Annotated in this window: 24 protein-coding genes and 2 pseudogenes; 15 read left to right on the forward strand and 11 right to left on the reverse strand. The window is 66.7% G+C overall.

The window, feature by feature from the left end; all coding sequences use genetic code 11:
- Nucleotides 1-91 precede the first annotated feature (91 nt).
- Nucleotides 92-1510: a hypothetical protein gene (locus NFU08_RS18490; protein ID WP_251425217.1), complete on the forward strand. Its 1419-nt coding sequence runs from the start codon at nt 92-94 to the stop codon at nt 1508-1510.
- Here the strand turns inward: NFU08_RS18490 and NFU08_RS18495 are convergent.
- The 4 genes from NFU08_RS18495 to NFU08_RS18510 all read right to left on the reverse strand — a co-directional run bounded on the left by NFU08_RS18495 (nt 1507) and on the right by NFU08_RS18510 (nt 5037).
- On the reverse strand, nt 1507-2514 hold the full coding sequence (locus NFU08_RS18495; protein ID WP_251425220.1) for an LssY C-terminal domain-containing protein: 1008 nt from the start codon (nt 2512-2514) through the stop codon (nt 1507-1509). The two genes, NFU08_RS18490 and NFU08_RS18495, sit on opposite strands and share 4 nt — an antisense overlap.
- On the reverse strand, nt 2511-3215 hold the full coding sequence (locus tag NFU08_RS18500; protein WP_251425223.1) for a triacylglycerol lipase: 705 nt from the start codon (nt 3213-3215) through the stop codon (nt 2511-2513). The genes NFU08_RS18495 and NFU08_RS18500 overlap by 4 nt, the downstream gene beginning before the upstream one ends.
- A gap of 15 nt (nt 3216-3230) precedes the next feature.
- Nucleotides 3231-4448: an MFS transporter gene (locus tag NFU08_RS18505; protein WP_251425226.1), complete on the reverse strand. Its 1218-nt coding sequence runs from the start codon at nt 4446-4448 to the stop codon at nt 3231-3233.
- A 154-nt stretch (nt 4449-4602) separates the two neighbouring features.
- Nucleotides 4603-5037: a hypothetical protein gene (locus NFU08_RS18510; protein WP_251425229.1), complete on the reverse strand. Its 435-nt coding sequence runs from the start codon at nt 5035-5037 to the stop codon at nt 4603-4605.
- A gap of 196 nt (nt 5038-5233) precedes the next feature.
- Between NFU08_RS18510 and NFU08_RS18515 the strand changes: the two genes are divergently transcribed.
- Nucleotides 5234-5578, forward strand: a complete 345-nt coding sequence (locus tag NFU08_RS18515; RefSeq protein ID WP_251425232.1) for a hypothetical protein — start codon at nt 5234-5236, stop codon at nt 5576-5578.
- A gap of 92 nt (nt 5579-5670) precedes the next feature.
- On the opposite strand, the gene NFU08_RS18520 is transcribed toward NFU08_RS18515, so the two are convergent.
- Complete coding sequence (locus tag NFU08_RS18520) at nt 5671-7479, reverse strand: hypothetical protein (RefSeq protein WP_251425235.1); 1809 nt, start codon at nt 7477-7479, stop codon at nt 5671-5673.
- Between the two features lie 124 nt (nt 7480-7603).
- On the opposite strand from NFU08_RS18520, the pseudogene NFU08_RS21050 reads away from it, so the two are divergent.
- The 9 genes and pseudogenes from NFU08_RS21050 to NFU08_RS18560 all read left to right on the forward strand — a co-directional run.
- A pseudogene (locus NFU08_RS21050) lies at nt 7604-8566 on the forward strand (universal stress protein); the annotation flags it as partial.
- A gap of 84 nt (nt 8567-8650) precedes the next feature.
- Nucleotides 8651-10162: a DUF4118 domain-containing protein gene (locus NFU08_RS21055; protein ID WP_397426177.1), complete on the forward strand. Its 1512-nt coding sequence runs from the start codon at nt 8651-8653 to the stop codon at nt 10160-10162.
- Nucleotides 10147-10818: a response regulator gene (locus NFU08_RS18535; protein ID WP_251425238.1), complete on the forward strand. Its 672-nt coding sequence runs from the start codon at nt 10147-10149 to the stop codon at nt 10816-10818. The genes NFU08_RS21055 and NFU08_RS18535 overlap by 16 nt, the downstream gene beginning before the upstream one ends.
- Before the next feature lie 152 nt (nt 10819-10970).
- Nucleotides 10971-12953 (forward strand): amino acid transporter, encoded by a 1983-nt coding sequence (locus tag NFU08_RS18540; protein ID WP_251425240.1) that lies wholly within the window; start codon nt 10971-10973, stop codon nt 12951-12953.
- Nucleotides 12950-13420, forward strand: coding sequence for a hypothetical protein (locus NFU08_RS20930; protein WP_309296845.1), 471 nt, complete (start codon nt 12950-12952; stop codon nt 13418-13420). Before NFU08_RS18540 ends, NFU08_RS20930 begins: the two co-directional genes overlap by 4 nt.
- Nucleotides 13416-14219 (forward strand): annotated as a pseudogene (locus NFU08_RS18545) (potassium transporter TrkG); the annotation flags it as partial. The gene NFU08_RS20930 and the pseudogene NFU08_RS18545, both read left to right, overlap by 5 nt.
- A gap of 172 nt (nt 14220-14391) precedes the next feature.
- Complete coding sequence (locus NFU08_RS18550; protein WP_174180207.1) at nt 14392-14721, forward strand: hypothetical protein; 330 nt, start codon at nt 14392-14394, stop codon at nt 14719-14721.
- 208 nt (nt 14722-14929) lie between these two features.
- Entirely contained in the window at nt 14930-15256 is a 327-nt protein-coding gene (locus NFU08_RS18555) for a helix-turn-helix transcriptional regulator (RefSeq protein WP_174180174.1), read from the forward strand.
- Nucleotides 15253-15981: a cation transporter gene (locus NFU08_RS18560; RefSeq protein ID WP_251425243.1), complete on the forward strand. Its 729-nt coding sequence runs from the start codon at nt 15253-15255 to the stop codon at nt 15979-15981. The genes NFU08_RS18555 and NFU08_RS18560 overlap by 4 nt, the downstream gene beginning before the upstream one ends.
- A gap of 316 nt (nt 15982-16297) precedes the next feature.
- Here NFU08_RS18560 and NFU08_RS18565 read toward each other — a convergent pair whose 3' ends face one another.
- The 4 genes from NFU08_RS18565 to NFU08_RS18580 all read right to left on the reverse strand — a co-directional run bounded on the left by NFU08_RS18565 (nt 16298) and on the right by NFU08_RS18580 (nt 18455).
- Nucleotides 16298-16519 (reverse strand): helix-turn-helix transcriptional regulator, encoded by a 222-nt coding sequence (locus NFU08_RS18565; protein ID WP_174180178.1) that lies wholly within the window; start codon nt 16517-16519, stop codon nt 16298-16300.
- Nucleotides 16519-16998, reverse strand: a complete 480-nt coding sequence (locus NFU08_RS18570; protein WP_251425246.1) for a DUF2975 domain-containing protein — start codon at nt 16996-16998, stop codon at nt 16519-16521. Before NFU08_RS18570 ends, NFU08_RS18565 begins: the two co-directional genes overlap by 1 nt.
- A 70-nt stretch (nt 16999-17068) precedes the next feature.
- The gene (locus tag NFU08_RS18575) at nt 17069-18259 is read right to left on the reverse strand and encodes a type II toxin-antitoxin system HipA family toxin (RefSeq protein ID WP_251425249.1); all 1191 of its coding nucleotides are present in this window, start codon (nt 18257-18259) and stop codon (nt 17069-17071) included.
- Nucleotides 18252-18455, reverse strand: coding sequence for a helix-turn-helix transcriptional regulator (locus tag NFU08_RS18580; RefSeq protein ID WP_251425252.1), 204 nt, complete (start codon nt 18453-18455; stop codon nt 18252-18254). The genes NFU08_RS18575 and NFU08_RS18580 overlap by 8 nt, the downstream gene beginning before the upstream one ends.
- 527 nt (nt 18456-18982) lie before the next feature.
- Between NFU08_RS18580 and NFU08_RS18585 the strand changes: the two genes are divergently transcribed.
- Together NFU08_RS18585 and NFU08_RS18590 are read left to right on the forward strand one after the other, a co-directional pair.
- Complete coding sequence (locus NFU08_RS18585) at nt 18983-19747, forward strand: SDR family oxidoreductase (RefSeq protein ID WP_251425255.1); 765 nt, start codon at nt 18983-18985, stop codon at nt 19745-19747.
- A gap of 43 nt (nt 19748-19790) precedes the next feature.
- Nucleotides 19791-21455: an ATP-binding protein gene (locus tag NFU08_RS18590; protein ID WP_251425258.1), complete on the forward strand. Its 1665-nt coding sequence runs from the start codon at nt 19791-19793 to the stop codon at nt 21453-21455.
- Nucleotides 21456-21874: 419 nt separating this feature from the next.
- Here the strand turns inward: NFU08_RS18590 and NFU08_RS18595 are convergent, their stop codons facing one another.
- Both NFU08_RS18595 and NFU08_RS18600 read right to left on the reverse strand, forming a co-directional pair.
- Nucleotides 21875-22666, reverse strand: coding sequence for a TIM barrel protein (locus NFU08_RS18595; protein WP_251425261.1), 792 nt, complete (start codon nt 22664-22666; stop codon nt 21875-21877).
- Nucleotides 22663-23784 (reverse strand): Gfo/Idh/MocA family oxidoreductase, encoded by a 1122-nt coding sequence (locus NFU08_RS18600; RefSeq protein WP_251425264.1) that lies wholly within the window; start codon nt 23782-23784, stop codon nt 22663-22665. The genes NFU08_RS18595 and NFU08_RS18600 overlap by 4 nt, the downstream gene beginning before the upstream one ends.
- A 106-nt stretch (nt 23785-23890) precedes the next feature.
- On the opposite strand from NFU08_RS18600, the gene NFU08_RS18605 reads away from it, so the two are divergent.
- Nucleotides 23891-24901 (forward strand): LacI family DNA-binding transcriptional regulator, encoded by a 1011-nt coding sequence (locus NFU08_RS18605; protein ID WP_251425266.1) that lies wholly within the window; start codon nt 23891-23893, stop codon nt 24899-24901.
- A gap of 147 nt (nt 24902-25048) precedes the next feature.
- A partial coding sequence (locus tag NFU08_RS18610; RefSeq protein WP_251425269.1) for an IPT/TIG domain-containing protein occupies nt 25049-25414 on the forward strand: 366 nt, incomplete at its 3' end.

Genomic DNA, 25414 nt, shown 5'->3' on the forward strand with positions numbered 1-25414 from the left:
ACTGGCATTACTGACACAGACGGTCAGGGTCCTGGCCCGATGGTGAGAAAGCCCGCCTAACTGCTCCCGAAGACGACGTCCGGAAGGTCCTATGTCCACCGCCGCCAGCTCCCCCGAAGCCCGCCCCCGGCTTCGACGGGAGCTGGCGGCGTTTTGCAGGGTCCTGCACTCCTGCGCGGCGATCGCCGTCACGGTAGTCATTGGCGCTTTGCTGGGCGCAGTCCCCGCTTCCGCCTTCTGGGAAGCGTCAGGAACGGGAAGCACGACGGCGTCAGTCGCCACGCTGCTTCCGCCCACCAACGTAGCCGTGCCTGCCAGCAGTAACTCCAACGTCACTGTCAGCTGGACCCCGTCGCCGGGGACGGTCACCCCAGCCGGCTACTTCGTCACTCGGGTCTCCGGCACGGCCGCATTCGCAGCCTGCGGTTCCAGCCCCGTTGCACCTATCGCCGCCAGCACTTGCACGGACACCTCCGTCCCCGAAGGCACACACAAGTACACGGTCACCGCCGTCTACCGATCCTGGACCGCGGCCAGTACAACAAGCGGCACCGTGAACGTATCCAGCTTGCGTGACCTGACGTTCAGCTCACAACCGTCCGCCACGGTGACGGCGGGCTCACCCATGACGTCCGTCAAGGTCCAGTTGCGGACCATCTTCGGATTTGAGGTCTGGGAATCCGGAGTGCCAGTCACGATTGGCATCGGTGCCAACCCCGGGGGAGGGACGCTCTCTGGAACGGTTACGGCCAGGACCGACTGGTCCGGCACGGCCACCTTCGACGGGCTTTCGATCAACAAGGCTGGTGCCGGCTATACGCTCGTCGCGTCCAGTACCGGGTATGCAGGTACGGTCAGCGGCAGTTTCACAGTCATCCCCGCAGCTGCAGTCAAACTCGTACTCACAGCTGGAAACCATCCTGCGGGGCCAGCGTCGTCCGCTGCCCTCCTCGGCCCCATCACAGTGGAGCGCCAGGACGCGTACGGAAATGCTGTCACGGCCGGATCCTTCTCCATAAGCCTGTCCACTAGCTCAACAGCAACGGGAATCTTTGCCGCCACGGCTAACGGCGCGCGGATCAACACTGCGACTGTCCCCGCCGGGTCAGCGTCGGCGTCGTTCTTCTACGGGGACACCAAAGCAGGCACACCAACCCTTAGGCTTTCCGCGCCGGGGTTGGCAAGTCCGGAACCAATAACCGCAACCATAAGCGCAGCGGCGCCAGCGAAACTCGTCTTCACGGCCATCAGCCCCGACGTTGAGAAAAACAAACCCATCACTCCTGCAGTAACGGTTCACGTCCTGGACGCCTTCGATAACCAAACGGATGCCCTTGCCCGGGTCACGCTGGCGTCCCACTGCAGCATCAAAGGCACGCTCCCCTTCGTATCACCGGGAGCTGTTTCGTTTCCCGAACTCGAAATTGCAGGGAAGGCGACCGCCTGCACACTGACCGCTACGAGCGGAAGCCTGGCTCCGGCAACCAGCACTCCCTTCAACGCACACTAGGACCCGACCACGCCCGGCCGTCCCGGCTCGTACAAATCGATGATGGGCAGGTGCCCGTCGGTACGGATGGCGTCGCCGCCGCCGTTGCGGTGGTGGTAGCCGCTGGAGTAGTTGAGGATGACGTGGACTGACTGCACCGCATCGGCCGCCTGCAGCGTGGCGATGATGAAGTCGCGTTCCTCGTCGGTGCGGTCGGCAATCTTGTGCGTGATCTGGAACGTGAACAAGGACAGGCCCACGCTGCGGTCGTACGTTCCGGCACCCACCCAGTCGACGGACAGGCCGCCGGGCAGCAGCCATCCGGGCGGGCATTTCCAGAACCGGACGTGGTGCCGCTTGCGCGGATTCCCGTCGATCTCGCGCTGGAATGCCAGGTCCTGCCGGTTGCCGAACACGTAGAGCGAGCTGACGGGCGCGGCCGGATAGCTGCGGCCCAGCACCGTGGAAGTGAGGGTGTGCCAGGCCGTGGCCGGGGTAATGGGGTCGGCCTCCATCCAGCCGGCGGTGCGCATGGCCCGGCGGAGCTCCTCCCTCGTCCCCACCACGGCGAGGTTCACGGGATCGCCCAGGACGCCGTCGCCCGTCCTGGCCCTGCCAATAAAGTAGTCCGGGATGTAGAGGCTGCTCAGGATTTTATGGACACGCGGCAGCAGCGCATACGCCAGGATCAGCCAGACCGGCAGGAACACCCACGCCTGCTCGGGACCGCGCGAAAGCCGCGACAGCAGGAAGAAGTACACCGCCCAGCCGACGGCAACAGTCACCGCCAGGTACAGCACCCGCTGCAGCACCGCCAGGACGGTGGCCCACCTGCTTTGCCGCCTTTCCACCGCGTTGCTGGAGGGTGAGTGGTCCGGCTCCGCCGGCACGGCGCGCTCCTGGCCAGAGTGGTCGGCGCCGCTGTCGGGCCCCGGACGGGAGCCGGCGCCGCCGTCGGGCCGGCGGCCGGGCCAGCGTTCAGGGCCGGAGCCGCCCACGTCCGGGTCGCCCAGATCGGGGGTCACGGCTCGTCGGGGTTCAGCTGCTCAACGATGATCCGCGCCGTCTCAGGGTCACCCAAAATCCTGAAATGCCCGGCTGTGGGCAGCTCGATGTTGGTGGCACCGGGAAGGACGCTGCCCTCCGGAATGTGCGGATCGAACGGTCCGTAAACGGAGGTGATGCGGCTGTTGATGGCTTCCTCGCGGGCGAGCTCCAGCGTCAGGGCGTTGCGCGGCGAGAAGATCCTCAGGGTGGGCAGCAGCATGTACCTGGCATAGCGCGATCCCGAAAACGGCGTGCACACGGTGATCATCCGGTCGATCCGCTGCTCGGGGTCGAGCATCAGCATGGTGTACTTGCCGATCAGGCCGCCCTTGCTGTGCGCCACGATCGCAGCGTCCTGCAGGCCCGCTTCCTCGATGTGCTGGGCCACCATCCGCGCGGCGACGGGCACCTCGAGCTTGTTCCGCTGCAGCACCGTGACCACGTGGACGGGATGGCCGGCGTCGTGGATGCACTGGATGAGCGGCATCATGAACTGCCAGTTTTCGTAAACGCCCGGAATGATCACCACGGGCCGCCGGTGGCCCTGGTGGAAGGACCCTGGCTGGACCCGCGACAACACTCCCCGGACCTGCCATCCCGCGGCATAAAGGTAGTCCTGCAGCCACCACATGGCTTTGCGCAACGGACTTATCCGAGTGCTCACGCCCCGTTCACTCATCTGTCGAGGATATCCCTAGTAGTTGCGCCGGTGCTTCAGGCGGGGAATCACGACGGCGAACACGGCCGCCGCCGCAAAGCCCAGGATGCCCGTGGCTGAGACCCCCGCGCCCAGGGTGGCAACGGCAGTCACCCCGGAAAGGAGCACGGGACCGGCGGTAGACCCGGCATCGGCCATGAACCGCCACAGCCCCAGGAACTGCCCGCGGCCGCGGTCCGGCGAAAAGTCCGCCCCGAGGGTCATCACCAGTCCGGAACTGATCCCGTTGCCAAACCCGATCAGCAGCGCAGCCAGCAGGAGCCCTACAAACGATCCCGTAAGAGGAATCAGCAGCAGCGCTGTCCCCATGATCAGCGTGGAGGGCACGGCAACAAACTGCCGGCCTTTCCGGTCCATGAGCTTGCCCGCGGGATAGAACACCAGCATGTCGATGGCCCCGGAAAGCCCGTAAATCAGGGAGGCCGACGTCGCGTCCATGCCCAGGTGGTCCGCCCACAGCGGGATGACCACCTGCCGGGACGAGCGCAGCGCGCTGAGCAGCAGGATGCCCATGCCCAGGCTGAGGAACACACCTGCGTGGGACACCGCGACGCTCCGCAGCGTGGGCTCCGGACCCTTGTGTCCGCCGTCGGGCGCTGGAGCTACGGCCAGGTCCGGAATGGTGAGTGACAGCAGCGCGGCGCCCGCCATGGCCACCACCCCCACCCAGTACGCGCCGCCGATGCCGGAAAACTGCATTACGGCCGCGCCCAAGAACGGCCCGATGAACACACCGATCCGGTTCACGCCGCCCAGGGTGGACAGCGCCCGCGCCCGGAATTCCACGGGCACGGCCTCGGTGAGGTACTTCTGCCGGGCCAGCCCAAACACCGCCCCTGACATTCCGACGACGGCCATCGCCGCAGCGAGCAGCCAGAGTCCGTCGGGCACCAGCGACGTCAGCCCGGCGGCCGCGAGCGCGAGGCCGGCTGCGACGGCGGCGCCCACGATTGACCAGCGCTCACCGAATTTGAGCGTCACCAGGGAGGCGGGCAGGTTGAAGAACCAGGAGCCCAGCCCGATCAGGGTGACGATCAGGGCGGCCACAGCCACCGAGGCACCCAGATCCCGTGCGGTCAGGGCCACCACCGGCAGGATGGCGCCCGTGCCGATCCCATAGAGCAGCGTGGGCCCGAAAGCTGCCACCGCGATGCCGCGCAGGCTGAAGGACTGGGGGGCATCGGGGGAAGTCATCAGATTTATTTTATGGCCGCCCGCGAGGCGCCGCCGCCCGGCCTGCGCACCGAATGCCGGCGTCAGTACGCAGGGACTGTCCGTGCGCACCGAACCCGGGCTTCAGCGCGCAGCGCGGTACAACCCCAAGCCGCATTTCCCCGGCGGCGGGAGACTACTGGCGGGCCCGCTCTCCGAAGCCTGCCAGCGACCTGAACAAGGCTACGATTTCCACCACCATGCCGATGATGGAGCCCACGATGCCCAGCCCCAGCAGCACGCGCACCACCACGGGCCAGCCCGGCCAGCTGTCCCCGAAGTCGAAAGGGAAGACCTCCCACAAGCGGAACGTGGCGGCGAGCCCTATTCCCAGGACCACCAGGTTTCCCAGCGCCATGATGCCCCTGTTGCGGATCACCACAAAGACGAGGTTCGCCACGATGCCTGCGGTCAGTGACGCGTTGATGATGCCGAGCACGCGGTCCGTATCCGGGGTCAGGAACGGCACCACCCGCCAGCCCGGCCAGATGTTGATCCCCCACATCATCGCGGCGTTAACCAGGACAGACACAACGTTGCCGCCGCGGCTGGTCACCGTCTTGTCAGCCATGCCATCTCCCGGAGCCAGATAACGGCAAAATCATTGGACGTGCCCCCTGCCAACATCGTCCCCGCGGCAACTCCGGTCCGGAAGGGCCGAAAGGCCCGCAAATGAAGCGAATCGGGGGTCACAAACGCCCCGCGGAGGAGTAGCGTTCGCCTTATGGGGCGCTGATCCGCGCCCATACCAAAGGGGAGGTCAGTCGATGGGTGAAGTGTGGATCCGAACGCTCGGCAACGGGCTGGTCCGGGCAGACAGAGTCACCGAAATTTCATCCACCCGCGGGTCCCTCCAGGAGGACCAGGGCTATTCGCTGAAGGTCATCGTGGACGGCAAGGGCCATGTGCTTATTGACGACGACGAGCTCCAGGGCTCGCTGGCCGAGCGGCTGGAATACGCCCGGCACGTGGAGGACGCCCTGCTGCTTGCCATGGACGAGGCGAAGGACAGCAGCACCGCCGTCGTCATCTCCTACGAACCGGAGCGCGAGCGCTGGTCAGCCGCGCCGGTCACGGTGTCAGCCGGAAGGCTTTCCGAAGCAGTGGGGTGAGGATCTGGCTGTCCGCCGCGTTCGACGGCGGGCGGCAAGTTGCGTTCGACGGCGGCCGGCGCCCCGGGTGCCACTGGCTTGGGTGCCACAGGCTACGCTTCCTGCAGGACGGTCCGTGCCGGCAGGCCGGTGATGCCGGTGCGCGTGAAGCACAACGCCCACAGCGCCACCACCAGTACAACAACCACCACCCACGGCAGGTCCGGCCATGCCAGCAGGAAAGGCACGGCCACGGCCACCGCCGTCACGACCAGCAGGTACCACGCCACGTACCACCACGGGTTGGCCGGCGGGTTGCGGGTGGGGTCGCTCGATTGCGTGAAGGACGGGCGGCGCATCCGCTGGAGCCGGTCGTGCAGCACTCCCCACACCGGCCCGTTCAGGAGCGCCACCAGTAGGCCGGCAAACACTGCCGTTGCCGCAACCAGCACGCCCCAGTCCTGCAAGTGCGCCCAATGGTAGGTGGGGCCGGAACACAGCCAGGCGGACCACCACGGGTCCGGCCCCTCCCCGGGCCGCCCGCACCGGACCAGGTTCCGCGCCCAGTCCTGCGACCCGAGCCAGGCCAGCGCAGCCGGCGCGCTTAGTCCCGAGGTGAGGACAGCGAGCAGCCGCGTCACTCCCAGGCTCTTCACCATGACGCGGTGCGGGCGGAGCCGCCGGTCGCCGTCGAGCATCCTCAAGGCCAGCCCGCCGGAATCCGGCGGCGGCGGATCCAGGATCAGCCGCGCCAGCGGGTCCAGCACCTCTACGCGGTTCTTGGAGTAGACAATGTGGTCATAAATCAGGGCGGACCTGTTGTACACCGGATGTTCCTCGGGACCGGGGCCGCCGTCGCCCTCACTGTCCCGGGCGTAGATCTTGCCGAAGACGGGACGCGGCCCGTGGGCGTGCGTGGAGATGGGCCCGGCCGGCACGAAGTCGAACTTCCCCCAGACGTTGATCCAGCGCGGCCGCTGGGGATTGGCCAGCCAGTCCGTCACCGGGTCCTCGCCCGCTCCCCCGCCCCACTGCGCATAGCCCAGCAGGTCCAGCCCGCTGCCCACGCTGACAAAGTTGGTGGCGCGGGCCTGGTTCTGGAACAGGACCTGCCCCGTGATGGCGGCACCCTGGCTGTGCGCCACGACGGTGACCTGTGTTTCCGGGCAGTGGTCCCAGCGCTGGAGCGTGTCCACCACCCGCTGTCGCATCGCTGCCGCCTGCAGGGGCTTGCGCTTCCACACCTGCGGATCGCCCAGGAAGTCGGCAAACAGGGACACAAGCTTCCCGATCCACCGGCCCGGACCCGGGATCCATGCCAGGCCGATGATCAGCAGCAGCGCCACCAGCACCGCCAGCAGGATGAAGAACCCGGCAAAGGCTGCCAGCGAGGTCAGGACGAGTTGCCGCAGCCAGGCCCCGAACCACCGGATGTTCTTTTGCCGCCCGGGATACAGGTTCCACTTGATCAGCTGGAGGGACCGCAGGTACACGCGCAGGGCGGTCCGCAGTGCCCAGGAGTACGTGGACGCGGCCGACGCCGGTTCGAAGTCCCTGCCCCAGGACGCCTCTGTCATGAGCACGGTGAGATATTCCGGAGTACCGTCCGCAGCGCTGCGGAGGACCTTGGCCAGCACTTCCGGAGGGTCACCCACCGCGTTCGCCTTGGTGATGACCAGGTGCGGGTGCGTGCTGTCGGGGACCAGGTCCAGGGAGAGGTCGTGCAGGCTCAGCATCAGTGGCTGGGCCCATTCCTGCAGGGTCCCGCCTTTGAGGGCTCGGCCCATGCCGTGGACGAACACCACCACATGGTCCGGCTGGCCCGGCGGCCCCGGCCGGCCCTGCGGTCCAGCCGGTTCCGGCCGTCCAGTGGACCCGGAACCGTCAGCGCCGCCAAGGCCGCTGCTCGCGCGCTTGCCCATGGGTACATGATCCACCCGGGCTGACCGGTGGAGGAAGGGGATACTCCACCCTCGGAGCATTCATGGCCGCAGGCCGGAATCATCCTGCGGCCCTCGCGCGTCAGGCAGGAGGAACAATGGACCCATGGCACGAGGTAATCTGCGTATTCTTCTTGGGGCGGGTCCCGGGGCGGGAAAGACGTTTGCGCTGCTGGAAGAAGGCCGGAGGCTGGCCGGCGAAGGCGCAGATGTTGTTGTCGGTGCCGCTGCCCCGCGGGGCCGGACGGATAACGAAGAGCTTCTGGCAGGCCTTGAACTGTGCCCGAAACCGGAAAGCCAGGACCTGGAAGGCGGGCTGGACGTCCAGGCCCTGAAGGTCCGTGCACCGGCAATCGTCCTGGTTGACGACTACGCTGCAGCACCGGCCGGCGTGGCCCGCTGAAAGCAGGTGGACGCCCTGCTCGAGGCCGGCATGGATGTCATCTCCACGTTGGATATCAGGAACGTGGCATCGTTGTCGGACGCCGCCGCGGAGGTCACAGGCGTGCGGGAACCACACACGGTGCCGGACGCCGTGGTGCGGCGTGCCGACCAGATCGAATTGGTGGATGCTTCACCGGAGTTGCTGCGCCAGCGGCTGGCTGACGGAAAGATCTTCGGGAGTCAGGAGGAGGCCGATGCTGCCCTGGCCGGTGTTTTCCGCGTCGGCACCCTTGCATCTTTGCGGGAGCTGGCGTTGTTGTGGCTTGCCCAGCAGGTAGACGCGGACCTGGCCGGCTACAACCAGTCGAAGAGAGCCGGCGACAGCTGGCCTGCACGGGAAAAGATCACCGTCGGGGTGGGTGGAACGGCCCTGGACCAGGAATTGGTGCGCAGGGCCGCGAAAATGCTGGCAGCGGCCGCCGGCGGGGAGCTCCATGTGGTCCACGTCCGCACCAGCAGCGACGGACACGGGACGGAGCCGGGCAAGGACCTGGAACTGGAATCGCTGCGCCGGCTCACGTCGGAGCTTGGAGGGGTTTTCCACGCCATTGGAGGAGAGGACGTGGGCTCGACGCTTTCTGCCTTCGCCAGGAGCATCAACTCCACCCAGATTGTGCTCGGAGCGCCCTCCCGCCGACGCCGGTTCAGCAGCCGCCGTGGGGTGGCAGCCGAAGTACTGCGGGACGCCGGCGCCACCGACGTGCACCTGGTGAACCGCCCGCCTGGCCTGTCCCACAGTCAACGGCGGTCGCGCCCGCGGTTGGGACGGCGGCGGGAAATCCCGGCCTTCGCCTTGGCCCTGGGGCTTCCCCCCATCCTGCAATTCATCCTCGATCTCCTCCCGCACGACCAGCTCTCCACGGATATGCTGGTCCACCTCACTGGAATTGTGGGGGTGGCGCTGCTTGGGGGCCTGTGGCCTGCGGTCGCGGCGGCGGTTGTTGCGGGGCTGATCGTCAATTACTTCAGCGTCCGGCCCGTGGGGTCGTTGTCGGTCATTGATCCGGAAAATGTCCTGGCATTGCTGATATTTGTTGTCGTAGCGGTCGCTGTGTCGCTGGTGGTGGACCGGTCAGCCAAACTCAGCAAGGAAGCGCACATTGCCGGGGCGGAAGCCGCGGTGCTGGGTGACCTGAGCCGGCGTGCAGTCGCCGAAGGTAACAGCATTCCCGCATTCCTGGACCAGGTCCGGGAGCATTTCCAGGCCAAGGGGGCAGGACTGTGGGTGAGGCACCGGCCCGGACCAGGAAGGGGATCCGCGTGGAAGCTCCAGGAGTTCTCCGGCGAAGTGCGGCCGGGTGACGTCTCTGCAGCGGACACGGCGGAGCAGTTGGACGGCGACAGGATGTTGACCCTGGCCGGTAAGGAACTGTCGCAGGACGAAAGGCGGCTGCTCCCGGCGTTCGGGGCGCACCTGCTGGCGTTGGTCCAGCGCGAAGAACTCTCCGCAAGCCAGCGTGAAAACCTGCGCCTGGCGGAAGGCAACACCATGCGCACATCCATCCTGCGGGCCGTGTCCCACGATCTGCGCACGCCCCTGGCCGGTATCAAGCTCGCCTCCAGCAGCCTGCGGGATAAGACCATTACCCTCGGACCGGGCGAGCAGGGGGAACTCCTCGCGACGATCGAGCATGGCGCGGACAGGCTGGACCGGCTGGTCAGCAACCTCCTGGACATGTCCAGGATCACGGCCGATTCCGTGGCACCGCTCATCCGCCCGGTCTACTGGGCAGATGTTGTAGGCGAGGCCCTGCGGGCGGTTGAATCGGAGCACCTTCGGGTGTTGTTACCGGACAACATGCCTCCCGTCGATGCCGATCCGGGAATGCTGGAGCGGGTCATCGCGAACCTTGTGGAGAACGCGCTCAAGTATGCCCCTGACTCCAACGTGGTGATCGCCGGCGCAGTAGGGGGTGCAGGCAGCGCCAGGATTGGGGATGTACCAGCCAGCGAACTCACCATTGTGGACCACGGCATCGGCATACCGGCTGATGACGTCCTGGCCATGTTCCGGCCGTTCCAGCGCGCCGATGACACCACCCCCGGAACCGGCATAGGCCTCGGTCTTGCCGTGGCGAAAGGATTCACCGAGGCAATGGGCGGGGTTCTCCTGGCCGAACCCACGCCGGGCGGAGGCCTGACCATGGTGGTCCGGCTGCCGCTGTCCACCGGCGTCGCGCCGGAGCCAGGCATGGGAGGTGCATCGTGGCGGCAGTCCTGATTGTCGATGACGAGGTCCAGATCCTGCGGGCGCTGCAGATCAATTTGAATGCCAGGGGCTATTCCACGGTCACCGCGCTCACCGGGCATGACGCACTGGCGCAGGCAGCGCAGCATCCGGTGGACATCATCATCCTGGACTTGGGGCTCCCGGACCTGGACGGCGTCGACGTCATTCGCAGGCTCAGGCGCTGGAACAGGGTTCCCATTGTGGTCCTCTCGGCACGGCACGGCTCCGATGACAAGATCGAGGCGCTGGACGCGGGCGCGGATGACTACGTGACAAAGCCGTTCGGTATGGATGAACTGCTCGCCCGCCTCCGCGCCGCCCTGCGCCGCGGAGCGCCCGGAGACCTCCCGGTGGTCAGGACCGAGGGCTTCACCGTTGACCTGCCCGATAAGCAGGTGACCCGGCGGGGAGTCGCCGTCCGGCTGACCCCCACCGAGTGGAACATTCTTGAACTGCTCGTCAGGAACAGCGGCGCCCTCGTGTCCCACGACGAGATCCTCACCCATGTGTGGGGCCCGGGCTACGCCGGCGAAACCGCATACCTGCGTGTCTACCTCGCCCAACTGCGGCGGAAGCTTGAGAACGATCCCGCCAATCCGCGACACCTGCTGACCGAAACAGGCCTGGGATACCGCTTCCGGGAGTAACGGGCCGGGCGTTAAGAAAGCATTAAGATCCCCGGAAACGCCCGCTGGACAGGGCCGGCCCGGTGCTACGCTCCGGTGGTTATCAGCACAGTGCCGCGCCTGAAAACGGGACCGGTGTGCCCCGTTTCCAGGCCGTAAAGAAAGACACGTCCTTGACGGCTTCCGCCCAGTTCTCCCTTCCCGCTACCGTTCCAAACCCTGAACGCGAGCTGGAGCCCGGCAACCTGTTCGTCCGCTGGCTCCTTGAACACCGGGTGCACCAGCCGGTCGGCCCGGAAGCCGCCGAGGCCCATGCCCCGCAGCAGAGCTGGTGGAAGGTCATGTGCCTCACCGGAGTGGACTACTTCTCAACCCTGTCCTACCTTCCGGGCATCGCGGCCCTGGCCGCCGGCGCGCTGTCCCCGCTCGCCACCCTGCTGATCGTGGCGCTGACACTGCTCGGAATGCTGCCAATGTATCGGCGCGTGGCGAAGGAAAGCCCCCACGGGCAGGGGTCCGTGGCCATGCTCGAACGGCTCCTGCCGTTCTGGCGGGGAAAGGTCTTCGTGCTGGTCCTGCTCGGCTTCGTGGCCACGTCCTGGATCATTACCATCACCCTGTCAGCGGCCGACGCCACCGTGCACCTGCTGGAGAACCCGTACCTGCCCCGTTTCCTGGAAGGCCAGGCCGTCACGATCACCGTGGTCCTGCTCCTGATCCTGGGCGGGGTGTTCCTGATGGGCTTCTCGGAAGCCGTGGCCGTGGCCATCCCGCTGGTGGCGGTCTTCCTGCTGATGAATGCGGTGATCATCGGGGCAGGGGCCGTGGAGATCTTCACTACCCCCGGTGCTTTGAGCGGCTGGACCGGCGCCCTCACGTCCTCCGGCGGAGGCCTGGGCGGGGTCATCGGCCCGGCCCTGATGGCTTTCCCGCTGCTGGTGCTGGGACTGTCGGGCTTCGAGACCGGCGTCAGCATGATGCCGCTGGTGGCCTCCAAAGGCACCACTCCGGAGGAGAAGCTCGCCGGCCGGATCAGGAACACCCGCAAGCTCCTGACCGCAGCCGCGCTGATCATGAGCGTCTACCTGATTGGCAGCAGCTTCGTCACCACGGTGCTGATCCCCGCGGACCTGTTCCAGGACGGGGGCGAAGCCAACGGCCGGGCGCTCGCGTACCTTGCCCACGAACAGCTCGGCAACGGCTTCGGCTCCGTCTATGACATCAGCAGCATTCTCATCCTCTGGTTCGCCGGCGCCTCGGCGATGGCCGGCCTGATCAACATCGTCCCGCGCTACCTTCCCTCCTACGGAATGGCCCCGGACTGGTCCCGCGCCGTGCGCCCCGTGGTACTGGTCTACACGTCCATCAGCATCCTGATCACCATCGGCTTCAATGCGGACGTCAACGCCCAGGCGGGCGCGTACGCCACCGGAATCCTGGCCATGATGGTCTCCGGAGCCATCGCCGTCACCATTTCCGCCATCCGCCGGAAGCAGCGCGCGGCATCCATCGGTTTCACTGTCCTCACGCTGGTGATGCTCTACGCCCTGGCTGCCAACGTGATAGAGAAACCGGACGGCATCACGATCTCCGCGTTCTTCATCCTCGGCATCATTGCCGTCTCCCTCGTCTCCCGCATCAGCCGCACCACGGAGCTTCGCGTGGAAAAGATTGAGTTCGACGACGGGGCGCGCCGCTTCATCAGCGACACCCTGGAATTCGACGGCCGGATCAACCTGATCGCCAACCGTCCGCAGGACCGTGATGGCGCCGAGTACAGGGACAAGGAAGCGGTGCAGCGGGAGAACAACCCCGTCCCGGGCACCGCTGACGTCATCTTCCTGGAAATCGACATCACGGACCCCTCCGAGTTCAGCGACATCCTGGAAGTCCGTGGCGTGGAAGTGGACGGCCACAGAATCCTGCGGGCCAACAGCCCGGCCGCACCCAACGCCATCGCAGCGATCCTCCTGGCCCTGCGGGACGGCACCGGCGTGCGGCCGCACGCCTACTTCGAGTGGTCTGAGGGAAATCCCCTGGCCCACCTGATGCGGTACCTCCTCCTGGGCCGCGGAGACACTGCCCCGGTGGTCCGCGAAATCATCCGCGAAAACGAACCCTGCCCGGACGCCCGCCCGGGCATCCACGTGGGATGAGCCTGCGCAGGAGCGGCCCGCCGGCGCCGGGCACCCCGAAGACTGGCCAGGACACAGCGAGTGTTGCCGCCGTCCAGAAGATGCTCCGCGACGCCAGGAACGGAAAAGGCACCGGCAGGGAAAACGTCGTCAGCCGGCTGATGTCCCATCCGGTCAGGGCGGTGCCGGTGGCGTTCCTGATGGTCATCATCGTGGGCACCGGGCTGCTGATGCTCCCCGCTGCCCGGACAGACGGCGGGGCCGAAGGGTTCATGCCGGCTGCGTTCACGTCCGTCTCTGCCGTCTGCGTCACGGGCCTCATCACCGTGGATACTGCAACGTTCTGGACTCCCTTCGGCCAGGGCATCATCCTGGGCCTCATCCAGGTGGGCGGATTCGGCATCATGACCTTGGCAACGCTGCTGGCACTGCTGGTGCGCAAGAGCATCGGCCTGCGCGGACAACAACGCGGGCTTCTCCCTCTATAGCGACAACCTCATCGGCTTCGCCGAAGACCCTTGGATCATCACGCCGATCTGCCTGGCGATCATCGGCGGAGGACTCGGTTTCCCCGTCATCATCCAGCTCACCCGCGGGGAAGTGGCACCGAAGGACTGGTCCATCCACCTGCGGCTGACCATCTACGGAACCCTTCTGCTGCTGGCCGCGGGAACCGCCCTGTTCGCCGCCTTCGAGTGGAACAGGAATGAAACACTGGGCCCGCTTTCCCTCACGGGAAAGATCCTCGGCTCATTCGCCGGCAGCGTCTTTCCCCGTACAGCTGGATTTAACAGCATCGATTACGGCGCCGCTTCTCCGGAAACACTCATGGTCACCAACATCCTGATGTTTATCGGAGGCGGCAGCGCCGGCACTGCAGGCGGCATCAAGATCACCACTTTCCTGGTGCTGGGCTTCGCCATCTGGAATGAAGTCCGTGGCCGGGACCAGGTCACCATTGCACACCGCTCCATCAGTTCGTCCTCACAGCGCCAGGCCCTCTCCGTTGCCCTCCTGGGCATTGCCGCCGTCATCGCAGGAACCATGCTCCTCCTGATACTCACCGACTACAGCCTCGAGAAGGTCCTCTTTGAAGCCATCTCGGCGTTCGCCACTGTAGGGATGAGCACCGGCATCACCTACAACCTGCCCCCTGCTGCCGAATGGGTGCTGATGGCCCTGATGTTTACCGGACGCATCGGCACTGTGGCGGTGGCCTCCGCACTGGCCCTGACGGCACACCCGCGCCTGTTCCGGCTTCCGGAGGAACGTCCCATCATCGGCTGATGCGGATCGGGCGGACGTTCCGGTCGGCGCCCTGCAGGAAAACCAAACGATGTAATAAACACCTTCATGTTGCGTGCATCACATTCAGTCCCTACTCTGGATGAGGCTGATGCAAACGGCCATAAGCAAGAAGCTGCAGCGTCGCAGCCAATGCCGGGGAAGGCTTTACAACTTGAATTCCAAGCTGAACATTGTTGTCCGTGTAGATCTCGACCACGCCAAGGCACAGGTGATTGCAAAGGGGCATGTCACCGTCCACAGCGTCAACGCACTGTATGTAGTCGTCAAGCGCGCCAATTCCTTACGTGAAGGGCTGGGCGTGGAACTGGATATCTCGCATGCGCGGGTGGACCAGGAAGCGCTGGAAATGCTCCATGCCTCTTCCGAAACCCACCACCTGCCAGCAAAAATCGATCCGCAGCAGGCGCCGTGCACCATCAGCGTCCTGGCGCCGCGCGCTGCCGCCCGCAGGGCACACTCGCCGGCACTGATCGCCGCATAGGCGCCCCAGGCAACGGCACCCGAAGAGCCCAATCGTCGGGCCAGGGCGCCAGCCGCACACTTCTTTTTCCTGATGTCCACGGACTCCGAGTGCAGCTGTATCCGAATAGACGGGTAGCTTCACTCCACGTCTGCTGGGAGCCCGGTACGGGCCATGTCCGCAGAGTACAGCCTCTCCTGAATTCAGGGGACGCTGTACTCTGGGGTTCATGCAGACCCTCACGCATGCTCCGGTCCTGGCCCGGTTCGGTTATGCGGTGTCGGACCCGACCCGCGCCCGGATCCTCCTCGCCCTTGCCAACGGCGGCGCGTACCCTTCGGACCTGGCCGACTCCCTTGGCGTGTCCCGGCAGAGCATGTCCAACCACCTGGCATGCTTGCGCGGCTGCGGCCTGGTGGCGGCAGTACCGGACGGCAGGCGGACCAGGTACGAACTGGCGGACGAACGGCTGGGCCACGCCATCCGCGACCTGCTGGGCGTCGTGCTGGCCGTCGATCCGGCGTGCTGCGCACCGGACGGGACCTGCCAGGCATGACGGGACTCCAGATGTCGCCGGCCCCGGAACGCCGCGCCGTCCTCTCCCGCCGCATCCGCTTCTTCGCCGCCGCCACCATCACCTACAACGTCATCGAGGCGGTGGTTGCCCTCTGGGCCGGCGGGGTGGCCGGATCGGCTGCACTGATCGGATTCGGCCTGGACTCGGTGATCGAGGTTGCCTCCGCCGTCGCGCTGTCCTGGCAGTTTGCCTCGAAGGATCCGGAACGGCGCGAGCATCTGACACTGCGGATCATCGCCCTGTCCTTCTTTGCCCTCGCCGCTTTTGTTTCCGCCGAGGCCATCCGGTCCCTGGCCGCTGGGGAAGGGGCGGAGCAATCAGTGCCGGGCATCGTCATTGCGGCACTGAGCCTGGCCATCATGCCGGTACTGTCCTGGCTGCAGCGCCGCGCCGGCCGCGAACTGGGGTCCAAAACGGCGGTAGCTGACTCCAAGCAGACGCTGCTTTGCACCTACCTGTCGGCTGTGCTCCTGGCCGGCCTGCTGCTGAACGCCACGGTGGGCTGGTGGTGGGCAGACGCTGCCGCCGCGCTGGTGATCGCGGCCATCGCCGTCCGGGAAGGGATCGAGGCCTGGCGCGGCGATGTGTGCTGCACGGTTCCGGCCAGGGGCGCCATGGACGCCGGGCTGGAGGGCAGTCCCGTTGCCGGCGGCTGCTGCACGGACTGCGCCACTGACGCGCCGCCGGCAGGCAACGGATCATGACCAGTATTTGGGCCAGTAGTCCGGGTTGAAGCCGCTGGGGCTCGGCGGCCGGGGCGGGTCCTCCCATTGGCCGGTAGGACTTTCCGGCTGCTCTGGCTCGGACCCAGGCTGCGCCCCCTGCTCCGGCTTGGGTTCCCCCTCCTGCGCAGGCTCAGTATTTTCCTCGGGTTCGGTGTTGTCGTGCGCCATGTCGCTCCCTTGGGGACCGGGATAGCCCACTGCCTGAGCACTTCCAGGGTAGGTTCGAGGACGCCCGCCATGTCAAGGGCTTCAACTCCCCTACCTGCCCCCTGGCGGCCGCCCGACCAAAGCATGGTCACGGGCCCTGCGGCTCGTCCTCCACGAACTCGAGCAGGTCGCCCGGCTGGCAGTCCAGCACCCGGCACATGGCCTCGAGGGTGCTGAAGCGTACCGCCTTGGCGCGGCCGTTTTTCAGCACGGCCACGTTGGCGGGAGTCAGGCCCACACGTTCGGCGAACTCCCCCACGCTCATCTTCTGCCTGGCCAGTTCGACGTCGATGCGCACCACAATGGGCATCAGATCACCGCTTCCATGTCCGCCCGGAGGTCGGCAGCCTGCCGGAGCAGGGCGCGCAGCACCACCACCACCAGGCCCAGGGCGGCGCCGGCTACCAGAATCAGGATCAGGAGGAGCGGGAGTCCGGGATCGTCGGCATTAAGGACGACGAGTGCGGAAAGCGCAGCCAGCATCGTCCAACCGGCCGCGATGGCCCAGACAATGGCATCCACCCACACCAGGGCTCCGGTGCTGAAAATCCTGTCGCGCTTGACGAGCGTCAGCAGCTTCCAGGTGCCCACGATCACCACCTGGACGCAGGCCACCTCCAGGATGAAGAAGATGGTGAGGGGCCACTGAAGGTTGGCACGGTCCGGATTCTCCTGCGCCATGTGCGCGAACTGCCCGGGGATGGACATGACCTGGAACAGGAGCAGCAGGAGGAAGGCCACCACAAGGACCATCCGGAGGGCGGTGACCGCCAGGCGGCTTATTTTCATATATCGAGTTTCAGCTACTAACTATCGAAAGTCAATCGATAGCTGGCATCAGTTGCAAGCCCAGAGAGGGTCAGGACGCCATCTGGTCACGGCGGAACCGGAGCTCCCGCAGCGCGCCGTTGAGGGGTGATCCCGCGAAGGGCAGGGCGTCCAGCCGGATGCCCGCAGCCGCGGCGAGGGCCAGGGTGTTGGCTGCTGCCGCTGCCCGGGGAGGAAGCCCAATGGCGGCCGCGAACTCCTGCCAGTGCCTGGCCTTGAGTCCCTTGACCTTTCCGGCGAGGGGAAGCGCCATGGTGTCGTCACCGTAGAGCAGGGTGCAGGGGATGTCGTACATCGGCGCCACGGTCCAGCTTCCGTTCCTGCCGGCGAGGACGGCGGCATTCTTGGCGTGCAGGTCCCCGTTGCCTGTGAGCCAGGCAAAGATGAACTGCAGGTAGAGGTTCCGCACGGCCACGGCCTTTGCCCTGCACAGATCAGCAAGCGCCAGGACCAGCTGCTCGGAGGTGACGGCGTATTTCGACGCCGGCGGCAGGTTCATCACCTGCGCTCCGTCCTCGAGCGCCAGGCGCACCAGGCCGTCGGAGTGGGCACGGTCGAACCGCTCCACCAGCAGCCCGGGCGTGCCGCGCTTGTCCGTGACCACGCTGTGCCTGGCCACGGGAATCTTCAGGGCTTTGGCTCCGGTGAGATGGGCTGCCTCGTTCAGGACAAGATGCGGGTAGCTGGGCGGATCCAGCTTGAGCAGGTAGCGGCGGTTGGCAAGCGCCAGCGGGGTGGTCATCATTGAGGCGCTTGCCTTGTGCTGCACGCCCGGCAGTCCGTGCGGATCCACCGCGTCCGCCAGGTAGGAGAAGTCCAGGTCTTCGGGACGGGACGTATCCGCCAGCGGCTGCTGTTCCACCAGCGGCTCACCGGCCGGGACAACCTGCACGTCGCCGGGCATGTCGGCGCCCACCGCCAGGAGGAGGCTCAGCTCATCACCGAGGCTCGTCTTCACGGCGTCCTTGAGCACGGTGAGCCTGTGGCCCTCCGGCAGTAGCCCCGAGAAGAAGGCCGGCAGCGCACCACTGGGGGATTCCACGGCATCCCCGGCTAGGGGCAGCGTTGTTGCCACCGGGCGGGAGCCGGCGGCAAGGTATTCGGCAGTGTAGGAGAAGGCCACGCTGCCGCGGCCTGTGCGGGAGAGGTGCCCGGCCAGGACGCCGGCCTTGTACACGTCTGCGCCGCGGACGAACTTCAGGCGCTGCAGGTCCTCAGTCATCAGCGGCCCTGAGGTGCAGCCCCACCGCATTGGCTGCGGCGGCAACCGTACCCAGTGACGGGTTGCCCGTCCCCGTTTCAATGGCATGGATGGTTCGGGAGGACGTGCCCACCAGGTCAGCCAGCGTGCCCTGGGTAATGCCGGCCTCCTTGCGGGCGCGCCGGATACTGGCTCCAACGGCCTGGACATCGTCCATCTTTCCCCTTCCGCAAGATATTGCTGATTTCTGCGCTCCTCTAGGAGAGAATGCCCCACCATCCATGAAATCGCAATATATTGCGGAAAAAAGGCCAGGCATCCAGTCGGCAGCCGGCCGGTCCCCATATCGGAAGTATTTTTCAGATTTCCCGCGCATCGACATCGAAGGACCGGGCCCAGGGATTGGTGTAGCTAGCAAGAGAGCCGGTCCTTGGTTGATCTTGAGGCAATCCTCGCAGGTCCTTGATCCGCCCACCGCACACTGGTGGGAGAGGGGCCTGAAGCGTAAGGCAGCAGCAGCTGGGGTCTGGGCCCGGCAACAGGCCAGGGCCGGCGGCGGAGGCGGCGGAACAGCGTGGTTCCGCAAATAGCCGCCGGCCCTCCTCTCTCACCGTCCGCGCGATCAGCCGACCAGCAGCAGTAACGGCCTTCGGACATGGAACCCCTGCCGTCCTTCAAAGGAGGCCAAGCATTGCACCCCCAGCCGCTGACGCACCGGCCCCTGACGGGCATAGGATTTGCTGCATGAGGATTGCCGTTGCAGGGGGAACCGGTACTGTTGGCCGCCACGTGGTGCAGGTGGCCACAGCACGCGGCCATGAGGTGTCCAGCATGAGCCGGGCCGAAGGCGTGGACCTGGTGAACGGCCGCGGCCTCACCCAGGCCCTCCAGGGCGTGGAGGCAGTCATTGACGTCTCCGGCATCCAGACCACGTCCACCAAAAAGGCTGTGGACTTCTTCACCAACGCCACCCAGAACCTGCTGGCAGCCGAGAAGCAGGCGGGGGTCAAGCACCACGTGGCGCTCTCCATCGTGGGGATCGACGGTTCAACGTCCGGCCTGTACGCGGGGAAGCTGGTGCAGGAGGATGAGGTCCGGCACGGCGGCATTCCGTGGACCCTGCTGCGTTCCACACAGTTCCACGAGTTCGTACCGCTGGCGGTGAAGATCGGGACTGTGGGTCCGGTGGTCACAGTTCCCAGGATGTTCACCCAGCCCGTGGCTGCCCGGGAGGTGGCTGAGGCCCTGGTGACGGCGGCAGAGTCAGGACCCCGGGGAAGGGTCCCGGACCTGGGCGGGCCACGGACCGAACAACTCGCAGTCCTGGTGCGCGCCTACCTGGCCAAGACCGGCCAGCGCAAAAGGATCCTTGAGGCAGTGCTGCCGGGCGCCATGGGCAAAGCCATGCGCAGCGGTGCGCTGGTCCCGGCGGCGGGTGCCGCCGTCGGACGCCAGACGTTCAGCGAGTGGCTGGAAACTGCTGAAGCCGACGGCGGCCGGGATCAGTAACGGGGTCCACGCAACAGACTGGACACTGGTTTAAGGGGGAACCATGCTTTTCGAATCGACGGACCGCTACTTCCGCAAGCTGGGGCCCCGCGGCCGGACGGTGATGTTCCAGCTGCCGCTGTCGGTCACGGTGCTGCTCGTCACGGTCCTGGTGGCCCTTCTGCACCCCGGGTTCGAGTGGTCGGGGCCGTTCATGTTCAGCCTCGCCGCGCATCTGCTGCTGCTCGCGGCCAGCGCCGCAGTGCCCTGGCAACGCCTCCCGGCGCGGTCCGTCTTCGTGCTTCCGTTCCTGGACTGCCTGGCGATCGGGCTGTTCCGCGAATCAGGCGGCCAGCACCTTACCGTCCTGAGCTTCCTGCTCGTTTTTCCGGTCGTCTGGCTGGCTGTGGGCCTGCGCCGCACAGGTGTTGTCCTGGCGGTCCTTGCCACCATCCTCAGCGTGGCAGTGCCGCCGGTAATCCTCGGCAACGGGTTCACCAGCGCATCCTTCATCCGGGTGGTGCTCCTGCCGGTCATCCTGGGGGCGATCGCACTGACCGCGTTTGGGGTTGCCAACGGGCTTGCCATGCAGCGGCGCCTGCTGCATCAACAGGAAGCTGACCTCCGGGACCTGCTGGCGGCCAGCGAGGACCGCGAACAGGTGCTGAACACAGTGATGGACACTGTCAGTGTGGGTGTGTGCGCCCTCGACGGCCAAGGCCAGGCCGTACTGGTGAACCGGCACCTTGGCAGCCGCCTCGCGGACGCCATCGGCGGTGAACCGACTCCCGGCAACGTGACCGATCTTCCCGTCTACGGCGGCGACAGGAAACACCGGCTTCCCCCCGAACGGCACCCCCGCTCGCGCGCCGCCCGGGGTGAATCATTCACCGACGAACTGATCTGGGTGGGCACCGGAACCACCCAGCGCGCCTACTCGGTAACGTGCCGTCTCACCAGGACATCCGCTGGAGCCAACTCAGGCGCGGTCCTGGCCTTCACGGACGTCACCGCCCTGGTGACGGCGCTCTCCGCGAAGGACGAATTCCTGGCCAGCGTCTCCCACGAGCTGCGGACGCCGCTGACGTCCATACTTGGCTACCTGGACCTGGCCCTGGACGAGGAGGGCCTTGACCCCGGCGTGGAACAGTGCCTGACGGTGGCCAAGCGCAACGCCCGGCGGCTGCTGACCCTCGTGGGTGACCTGCTGACCATCGCGTCCGGATCGTTGACCATCAGTCCCCGCCCGGCGGACCTCAACGACGTTGCCGCCACCAGCATCAGCGCTGCACAGCCGCACGCCGCGGCCGCTGGCATCACCCTTGAACTCGAATCAACGGGTCCGGTTACAGGACGGTTTGACCCCGACCGCCTCGGCCAGGCGATCGACAACCTGGTGTCGAACGCCATCAAGTACACGCCGGAAGGCGGAGCTGTCACCGTGCGGGTCAGCGCCGCAGGACAACACCTCAGGTGCGAAGTCACCGACACCGGGATCGGCATGACCGAGGATGAGCTGGCCCAGGCCTTCACCCGTTTCTTCCGGGCGGCCAATGCCCACTCTTCCGCCATTCCCGGTGCGGGCCTGGGGCTGGCCATTACCCGGTCCATCGTCGAAAACCATCGCGGAACCATCAGCCTGTCCAGCAGCCGCGGAAAGGGAACCACGGCGGTCCTGACCCTTCCGGACGCGGATGCCCTCCATCCCTCCCTCGCGGCCGCCCGGTAACAGGCTCCCGGTGCCGGGTGCCGCCGTCGGCCGCCCGGACGTTCGGCGACAGGCCGGGAACGGCTACCCGCGGGCCTTCCCGCCCCTGTGCCGTCCGGCCGGGGCGCTGCCCGTGAGCGGGTGGGCCAGCCGCCAGTGCTTGCGGGAGTGGGTGCCGGCGCGGCCGGCGGGAGGCAGCGGTGGCCACCAGCGATGACCCCCTCCGGCGGCGGCGCAACCTGAGGAGGACGATCACCGTCAAACCCAGCCACACAAAAGCCACACCAAAGACCAGGACCAGGGACGGAATCGCATCCATGATCAAGCTTAGGCCCGGAAGCGCCGATACTCCTTACCCGTTTCCTGCGCGCTGGGTACGCGGTCAGCGGGTGGTGTACCTTCCCGGGCGGCAAAGGCGGGGATCACAGCCATAGGCCCGCCTAGCCTTCAAACGCCGCCCGGAAAGCTGCAAGGGCGGCATCCCCCGCCGCCAGGCCCGCTCCCCCGGCGGCAGACGCTTCGAGACCGACGACTCCTGTGTAGCCGGCTTCGCGGAGGGCGCCCGCAACTGCGCGGTAGTTGATCTCCCCGGTACCTGGCTCACAACGGCCCGGGACGTCGGCCACCTGGATTTCCCCCACCCAGGGCAGCGCGGCCCGGACAAGTTCGATCAGGTTCCCCTCACCGATCTGGGCGTGGTAGAGGTCCAGCATCATCCGGGCGTTGGGGTGGTCAACTGCCGAGACCAGCGCCATGGTGTCTTTGGCCCGGGCGAGCGGAATGCCGGGGTGGTCCAGGACGGTGTTCAGGTTCTCCAGTGCGAAGGCCACACCGTGCTTTTCGCCCAGGACTGCCAGGCGTTCGAGGGTGCTCCGGCCGGTCAGCCACATGTCACCTGTTGACCGGTGTACGGGGCGGACAGCCCGGCCGCCCTCCCCGAGCTCCGCCGGATGCACCACCATCCTCTCGACACCGAGTTCCAGCGCGGCAGGGATCAGCTTCTCCGCAGACGCCAGCACCTCGCCGGCGCTGCGGGGATCGGTAAGGCTGCCGCCAAAATAGCCGGTCATCGAGGAGAACCGTGCTCCTGTAGCTGCCAGGGCCGCGATGTCCCGGCCCCGGGTATCCCACAGCTCCACCTCGAACCCCTGCCCATGGATTCTCTTGACCCGCTCGAGCAACGGCAGTTCGCCGTAGACCATCTCGGCGCACACGGCCAGCCGGAAGCTCATGCGATATTCCCCACGAGGTGCTGTGCAGGTTCTGCCGGAGTGAGGACGGCAACGGATGCGACGTCCACCGGCAGGCCCGTTTCAGCCGAACGGAAGGCGGCAAGGGCTACCGCCAGGGCGTTCCGGGCATCGGTGCCACCGGGTGCGTGGGCGGCGGGAGCCTCCGTGCCGTCACGGCCGGCCTTGACGGCGTTCACAAAGTGGGCGAGTTCGGCCGTGTAGGCGTCGTGGAACAGATCCACGTTCCGCCGGACCGTGGCCGAGCCGATTCCGGCAGCGGTGTAGCTGGTGGCGCTGGTTTCCTGCGGCCCTCCCGCCGTCACCATCCCCGCGGAGCCGAAAACTTCCCCCCGCACGTCATAGCCATACAGCGCATTGAAGTTCGCCTCGGCCACGGCAATGGCCCCGTTGTTGTAGGTCACGGTGACCACGGCGGTGTCCAGCAGTCCGCCCTCTTTCGCCCCGGGCGCCACCAGCGCATCGGCAACGGCATAGACGCTGACCGGAACTGCGCCCGGGTTCAGCCAGTTGAGGGTGTCGAAATCATGGATGAGGGTTTCCAGGAAGATGGTCCCGGGCGGGATCCGCCCCGGGTCGGCGATCCCGTCCGCGGTACCCGGATCGCGGGTCAAGGACCGCAGCAGCTGCGGCGTTCCCACGGCGCCGTCATCGATCAGCTTGCGGGCCGCGGCGAAGCCGTCCGCATAGCGCCGGTTGAAACCGAACTGGACCACGACGCCCGCGGCCCCGGCTGCAGTCAGGGCCTCGTCGAGCTCCTCCACCGTGCGGCCGCCCGGCTTTTCGCAGAAGGCGTGTTTCCCTGCCCGGGCTGCCGCCGCGATGAGCCCGGAATGAAAACGGGCCGGCGCGGCAATCAGGACAGCATCGACGTCGGGATCCTGGAGCACATCCGCCGGGTCCGTACTGATCTTGGCAACACCCAGCCGGCCGGCCAGGGCCTCAACAGCGGGCAGGGCCGGATCAGCAATTGCCTCCAGCCGGGCGTTGGGGATGCGCAGCGCTACGGACTCGGCATGGAAACTTCCAATCCAGCCGGCGCCGATCAAGCCGATGCGGACCGGACGGTCTTCGCTGACCGGGTGCTGAAGGTAACCCATAATTACTCCTGACATCGTCGTCTAGATCGTTCTAGTCGAACCATGATGACATGCGGTGCACGCCAGGTCTAGATCGTTCTATAGACTGTTACTCCCAGGAGGAGATATGACGGAACTGCAGCGCCGCCCCACCCTGATGGACGTCGCCAAGGCGGCCGGTGTTTCACGTGCCCTGGTGTCCATCGTGATGCGGGGTGCTCCCGGCGCCGCGGAATCAACCCGGCAAAAAGTCCTGGAGGCGGCCCGGGAACTGGGCTACCGGGCAGACTCCCGGGCGCGGCTCCTCCGGAGCAGCCGGACCAGGCTCCTGGGCCTCATTTTCTCCAGTTCACAGCCGTTCCACGCGGAAATCGTGGATGCCGCATACGCCGAAGCCTCGGCCAGGGGTTATGAGATAGCTCTGAGCGCCGTGGCCGCCGGCAGGCCCGAGGCCCGCGCCATCGAGACGCTGCTGGACGTTGGCGCCGAAGCCCTGATCATCATCGCCCCGACCCTCAGCACCGAGGACCTGGCACTGCATGCCCGCCGGGTGCCGGTGGTGAGCCTCCTGCGCGAGGATGTGGGCGGCCTGGTGGATTCGGTCAGCAGTGACGATTACGCCGGCATCCGGATAGCCGTGGAGCACCTGGCCAGCCTGGGCCACCGCCGGATCACCCACGTGGACGGCGGCACAGCCGTCTCCTCGGACCAGCGCCGGGAGGCGTATCGCGCGGAGATGCTCCGGCACGGGCTGGTGCCCGTGGTTGTTCCCGGAGGCCCGGATGAGGAAACCGGCATGCGGGCGGGGCAGGCCCTCCAGGCGGACCTGCCCACGGCCGTGATCGCCTTCAATGACAGATCGGCCCTCGGAATCATGGAGAGCTTCCGGGCTGCCGGCATCAGCATCCCGGCGGACATTTCCGTGCTCGGCTACGACGACAGCCACTTCGCCAGGCTGAGCTACGTCCAGCTTTCCTCCATTAGCCAGGACGCCCCGCTCCTTGCAGCGGCAGCCGTGGACCGCGCCGTGGACCGGGTGGAAGGGACGCTGCCACCGGGCCGCGTTGTCCGGACGCCCCACCTGGTCCTCCGCAAGACCACGGGACACGCCGGTGCGCAAAAAGTGGGCCAAAACTAGGCTGATCCTGAGCCGGAATCTCCACTGCGCCGCCCGGGCGGCCTTCAGACTGGAAAAGGGGGTCACTCCGGTCACCTCCTTCTTCGTGCGCCGTCCCCGCCGCCGCCCTTCCACCCAGGGTGCGGCGGCACACCACCTGGAGGTCCAGTGAAGCTGTTCAGATACATCCTGTGTTTCGCCGTGCTGCTCGCCTGGGCGATTCCCGCCGGCGCGGCCCCGGCGCACGCCGCGATGGCCGCCATCACCCTCAGCCCCAACACCGGCCCTGCCGGCACCTCCGTGACCATCACCGGAACCGGGTTCCCCAAGAAGACCTCGGGGACGGTCACCGCGGGAACCGCCAGCGCCCCCTTCAAAACCAGCGCCTCCGGCTACTTCACGGCCGACCTGGTGATGCCCGAATCAGCCGAGCCCACCGTCACTGTCCGGGCCGCAACGGCGACGGCGAGCGCCACCGCACCGTTCACCGTCACCTACAGCTCCCCCTCCATCGTCGAAGAAGAGCCTCCCGCC

Source organism: Pseudarthrobacter sp. NCCP-2145 (assembly GCF_023708005.1).
Taxonomy (GTDB): Bacteria; Actinomycetota; Actinomycetes; order Actinomycetales; family Micrococcaceae; genus Arthrobacter; species Arthrobacter oxydans.

Bases quoted from the DNA above. Each gene is read 5' to 3' on its own strand.
- NFU08_RS18490 (WP_251425217.1), top strand. From the start codon at position 92: ATGTCCACCGCCGCCAGCTCCCCCGAAGCCCGCCCCCGGCTTCGACGG.
- NFU08_RS18500 (WP_251425223.1), bottom strand. From the start codon at position 3,215: ATGAGTGAACGGGGCGTGAGCACTCGGATAAGTCCGTTGCGCAAAGCC.
- NFU08_RS18505 (WP_251425226.1), bottom strand. From the start codon at position 4,448: ATGACTTCCCCCGATGCCCCCCAGTCCTTCAGCCTGCGCGGCATCGCG.
- NFU08_RS18510 (WP_251425229.1), bottom strand. From the start codon at position 5,037: ATGGCTGACAAGACGGTGACCAGCCGCGGCGGCAACGTTGTGTCTGTC.
- NFU08_RS18515 (WP_251425232.1), top strand. From the start codon at position 5,234: ATGGGTGAAGTGTGGATCCGAACGCTCGGCAACGGGCTGGTCCGGGCA.
- NFU08_RS18520 (WP_251425235.1), bottom strand. From the start codon at position 7,479: ATGGGCAAGCGCGCGAGCAGCGGCCTTGGCGGCGCTGACGGTTCCGGG.
- NFU08_RS20930 (WP_309296845.1), top strand. From the start codon at position 12,950: ATGAGCCTGCGCAGGAGCGGCCCGCCGGCGCCGGGCACCCCGAAGACT.
- NFU08_RS18555 (WP_174180174.1), top strand. From the start codon at position 14,930: ATGCAGACCCTCACGCATGCTCCGGTCCTGGCCCGGTTCGGTTATGCG.
- NFU08_RS18560 (WP_251425243.1), top strand. From the start codon at position 15,253: ATGACGGGACTCCAGATGTCGCCGGCCCCGGAACGCCGCGCCGTCCTC.
- NFU08_RS18565 (WP_174180178.1), bottom strand. From the start codon at position 16,519: ATGCCCATTGTGGTGCGCATCGACGTCGAACTGGCCAGGCAGAAGATG.
- NFU08_RS18570 (WP_251425246.1), bottom strand. From the start codon at position 16,998: ATGAAAATAAGCCGCCTGGCGGTCACCGCCCTCCGGATGGTCCTTGTG.
- NFU08_RS18575 (WP_251425249.1), bottom strand. From the start codon at position 18,259: ATGACTGAGGACCTGCAGCGCCTGAAGTTCGTCCGCGGCGCAGACGTG.
- NFU08_RS18580 (WP_251425252.1), bottom strand. From the start codon at position 18,455: ATGGACGATGTCCAGGCCGTTGGAGCCAGTATCCGGCGCGCCCGCAAG.
- NFU08_RS18585 (WP_251425255.1), top strand. From the start codon at position 18,983: ATGAGGATTGCCGTTGCAGGGGGAACCGGTACTGTTGGCCGCCACGTG.
- NFU08_RS18590 (WP_251425258.1), top strand. From the start codon at position 19,791: ATGCTTTTCGAATCGACGGACCGCTACTTCCGCAAGCTGGGGCCCCGC.
- NFU08_RS18595 (WP_251425261.1), bottom strand. From the start codon at position 22,666: ATGAGCTTCCGGCTGGCCGTGTGCGCCGAGATGGTCTACGGCGAACTG.
- NFU08_RS18600 (WP_251425264.1), bottom strand. From the start codon at position 23,784: ATGGGTTACCTTCAGCACCCGGTCAGCGAAGACCGTCCGGTCCGCATC.
- NFU08_RS18605 (WP_251425266.1), top strand. From the start codon at position 23,891: ATGACGGAACTGCAGCGCCGCCCCACCCTGATGGACGTCGCCAAGGCG.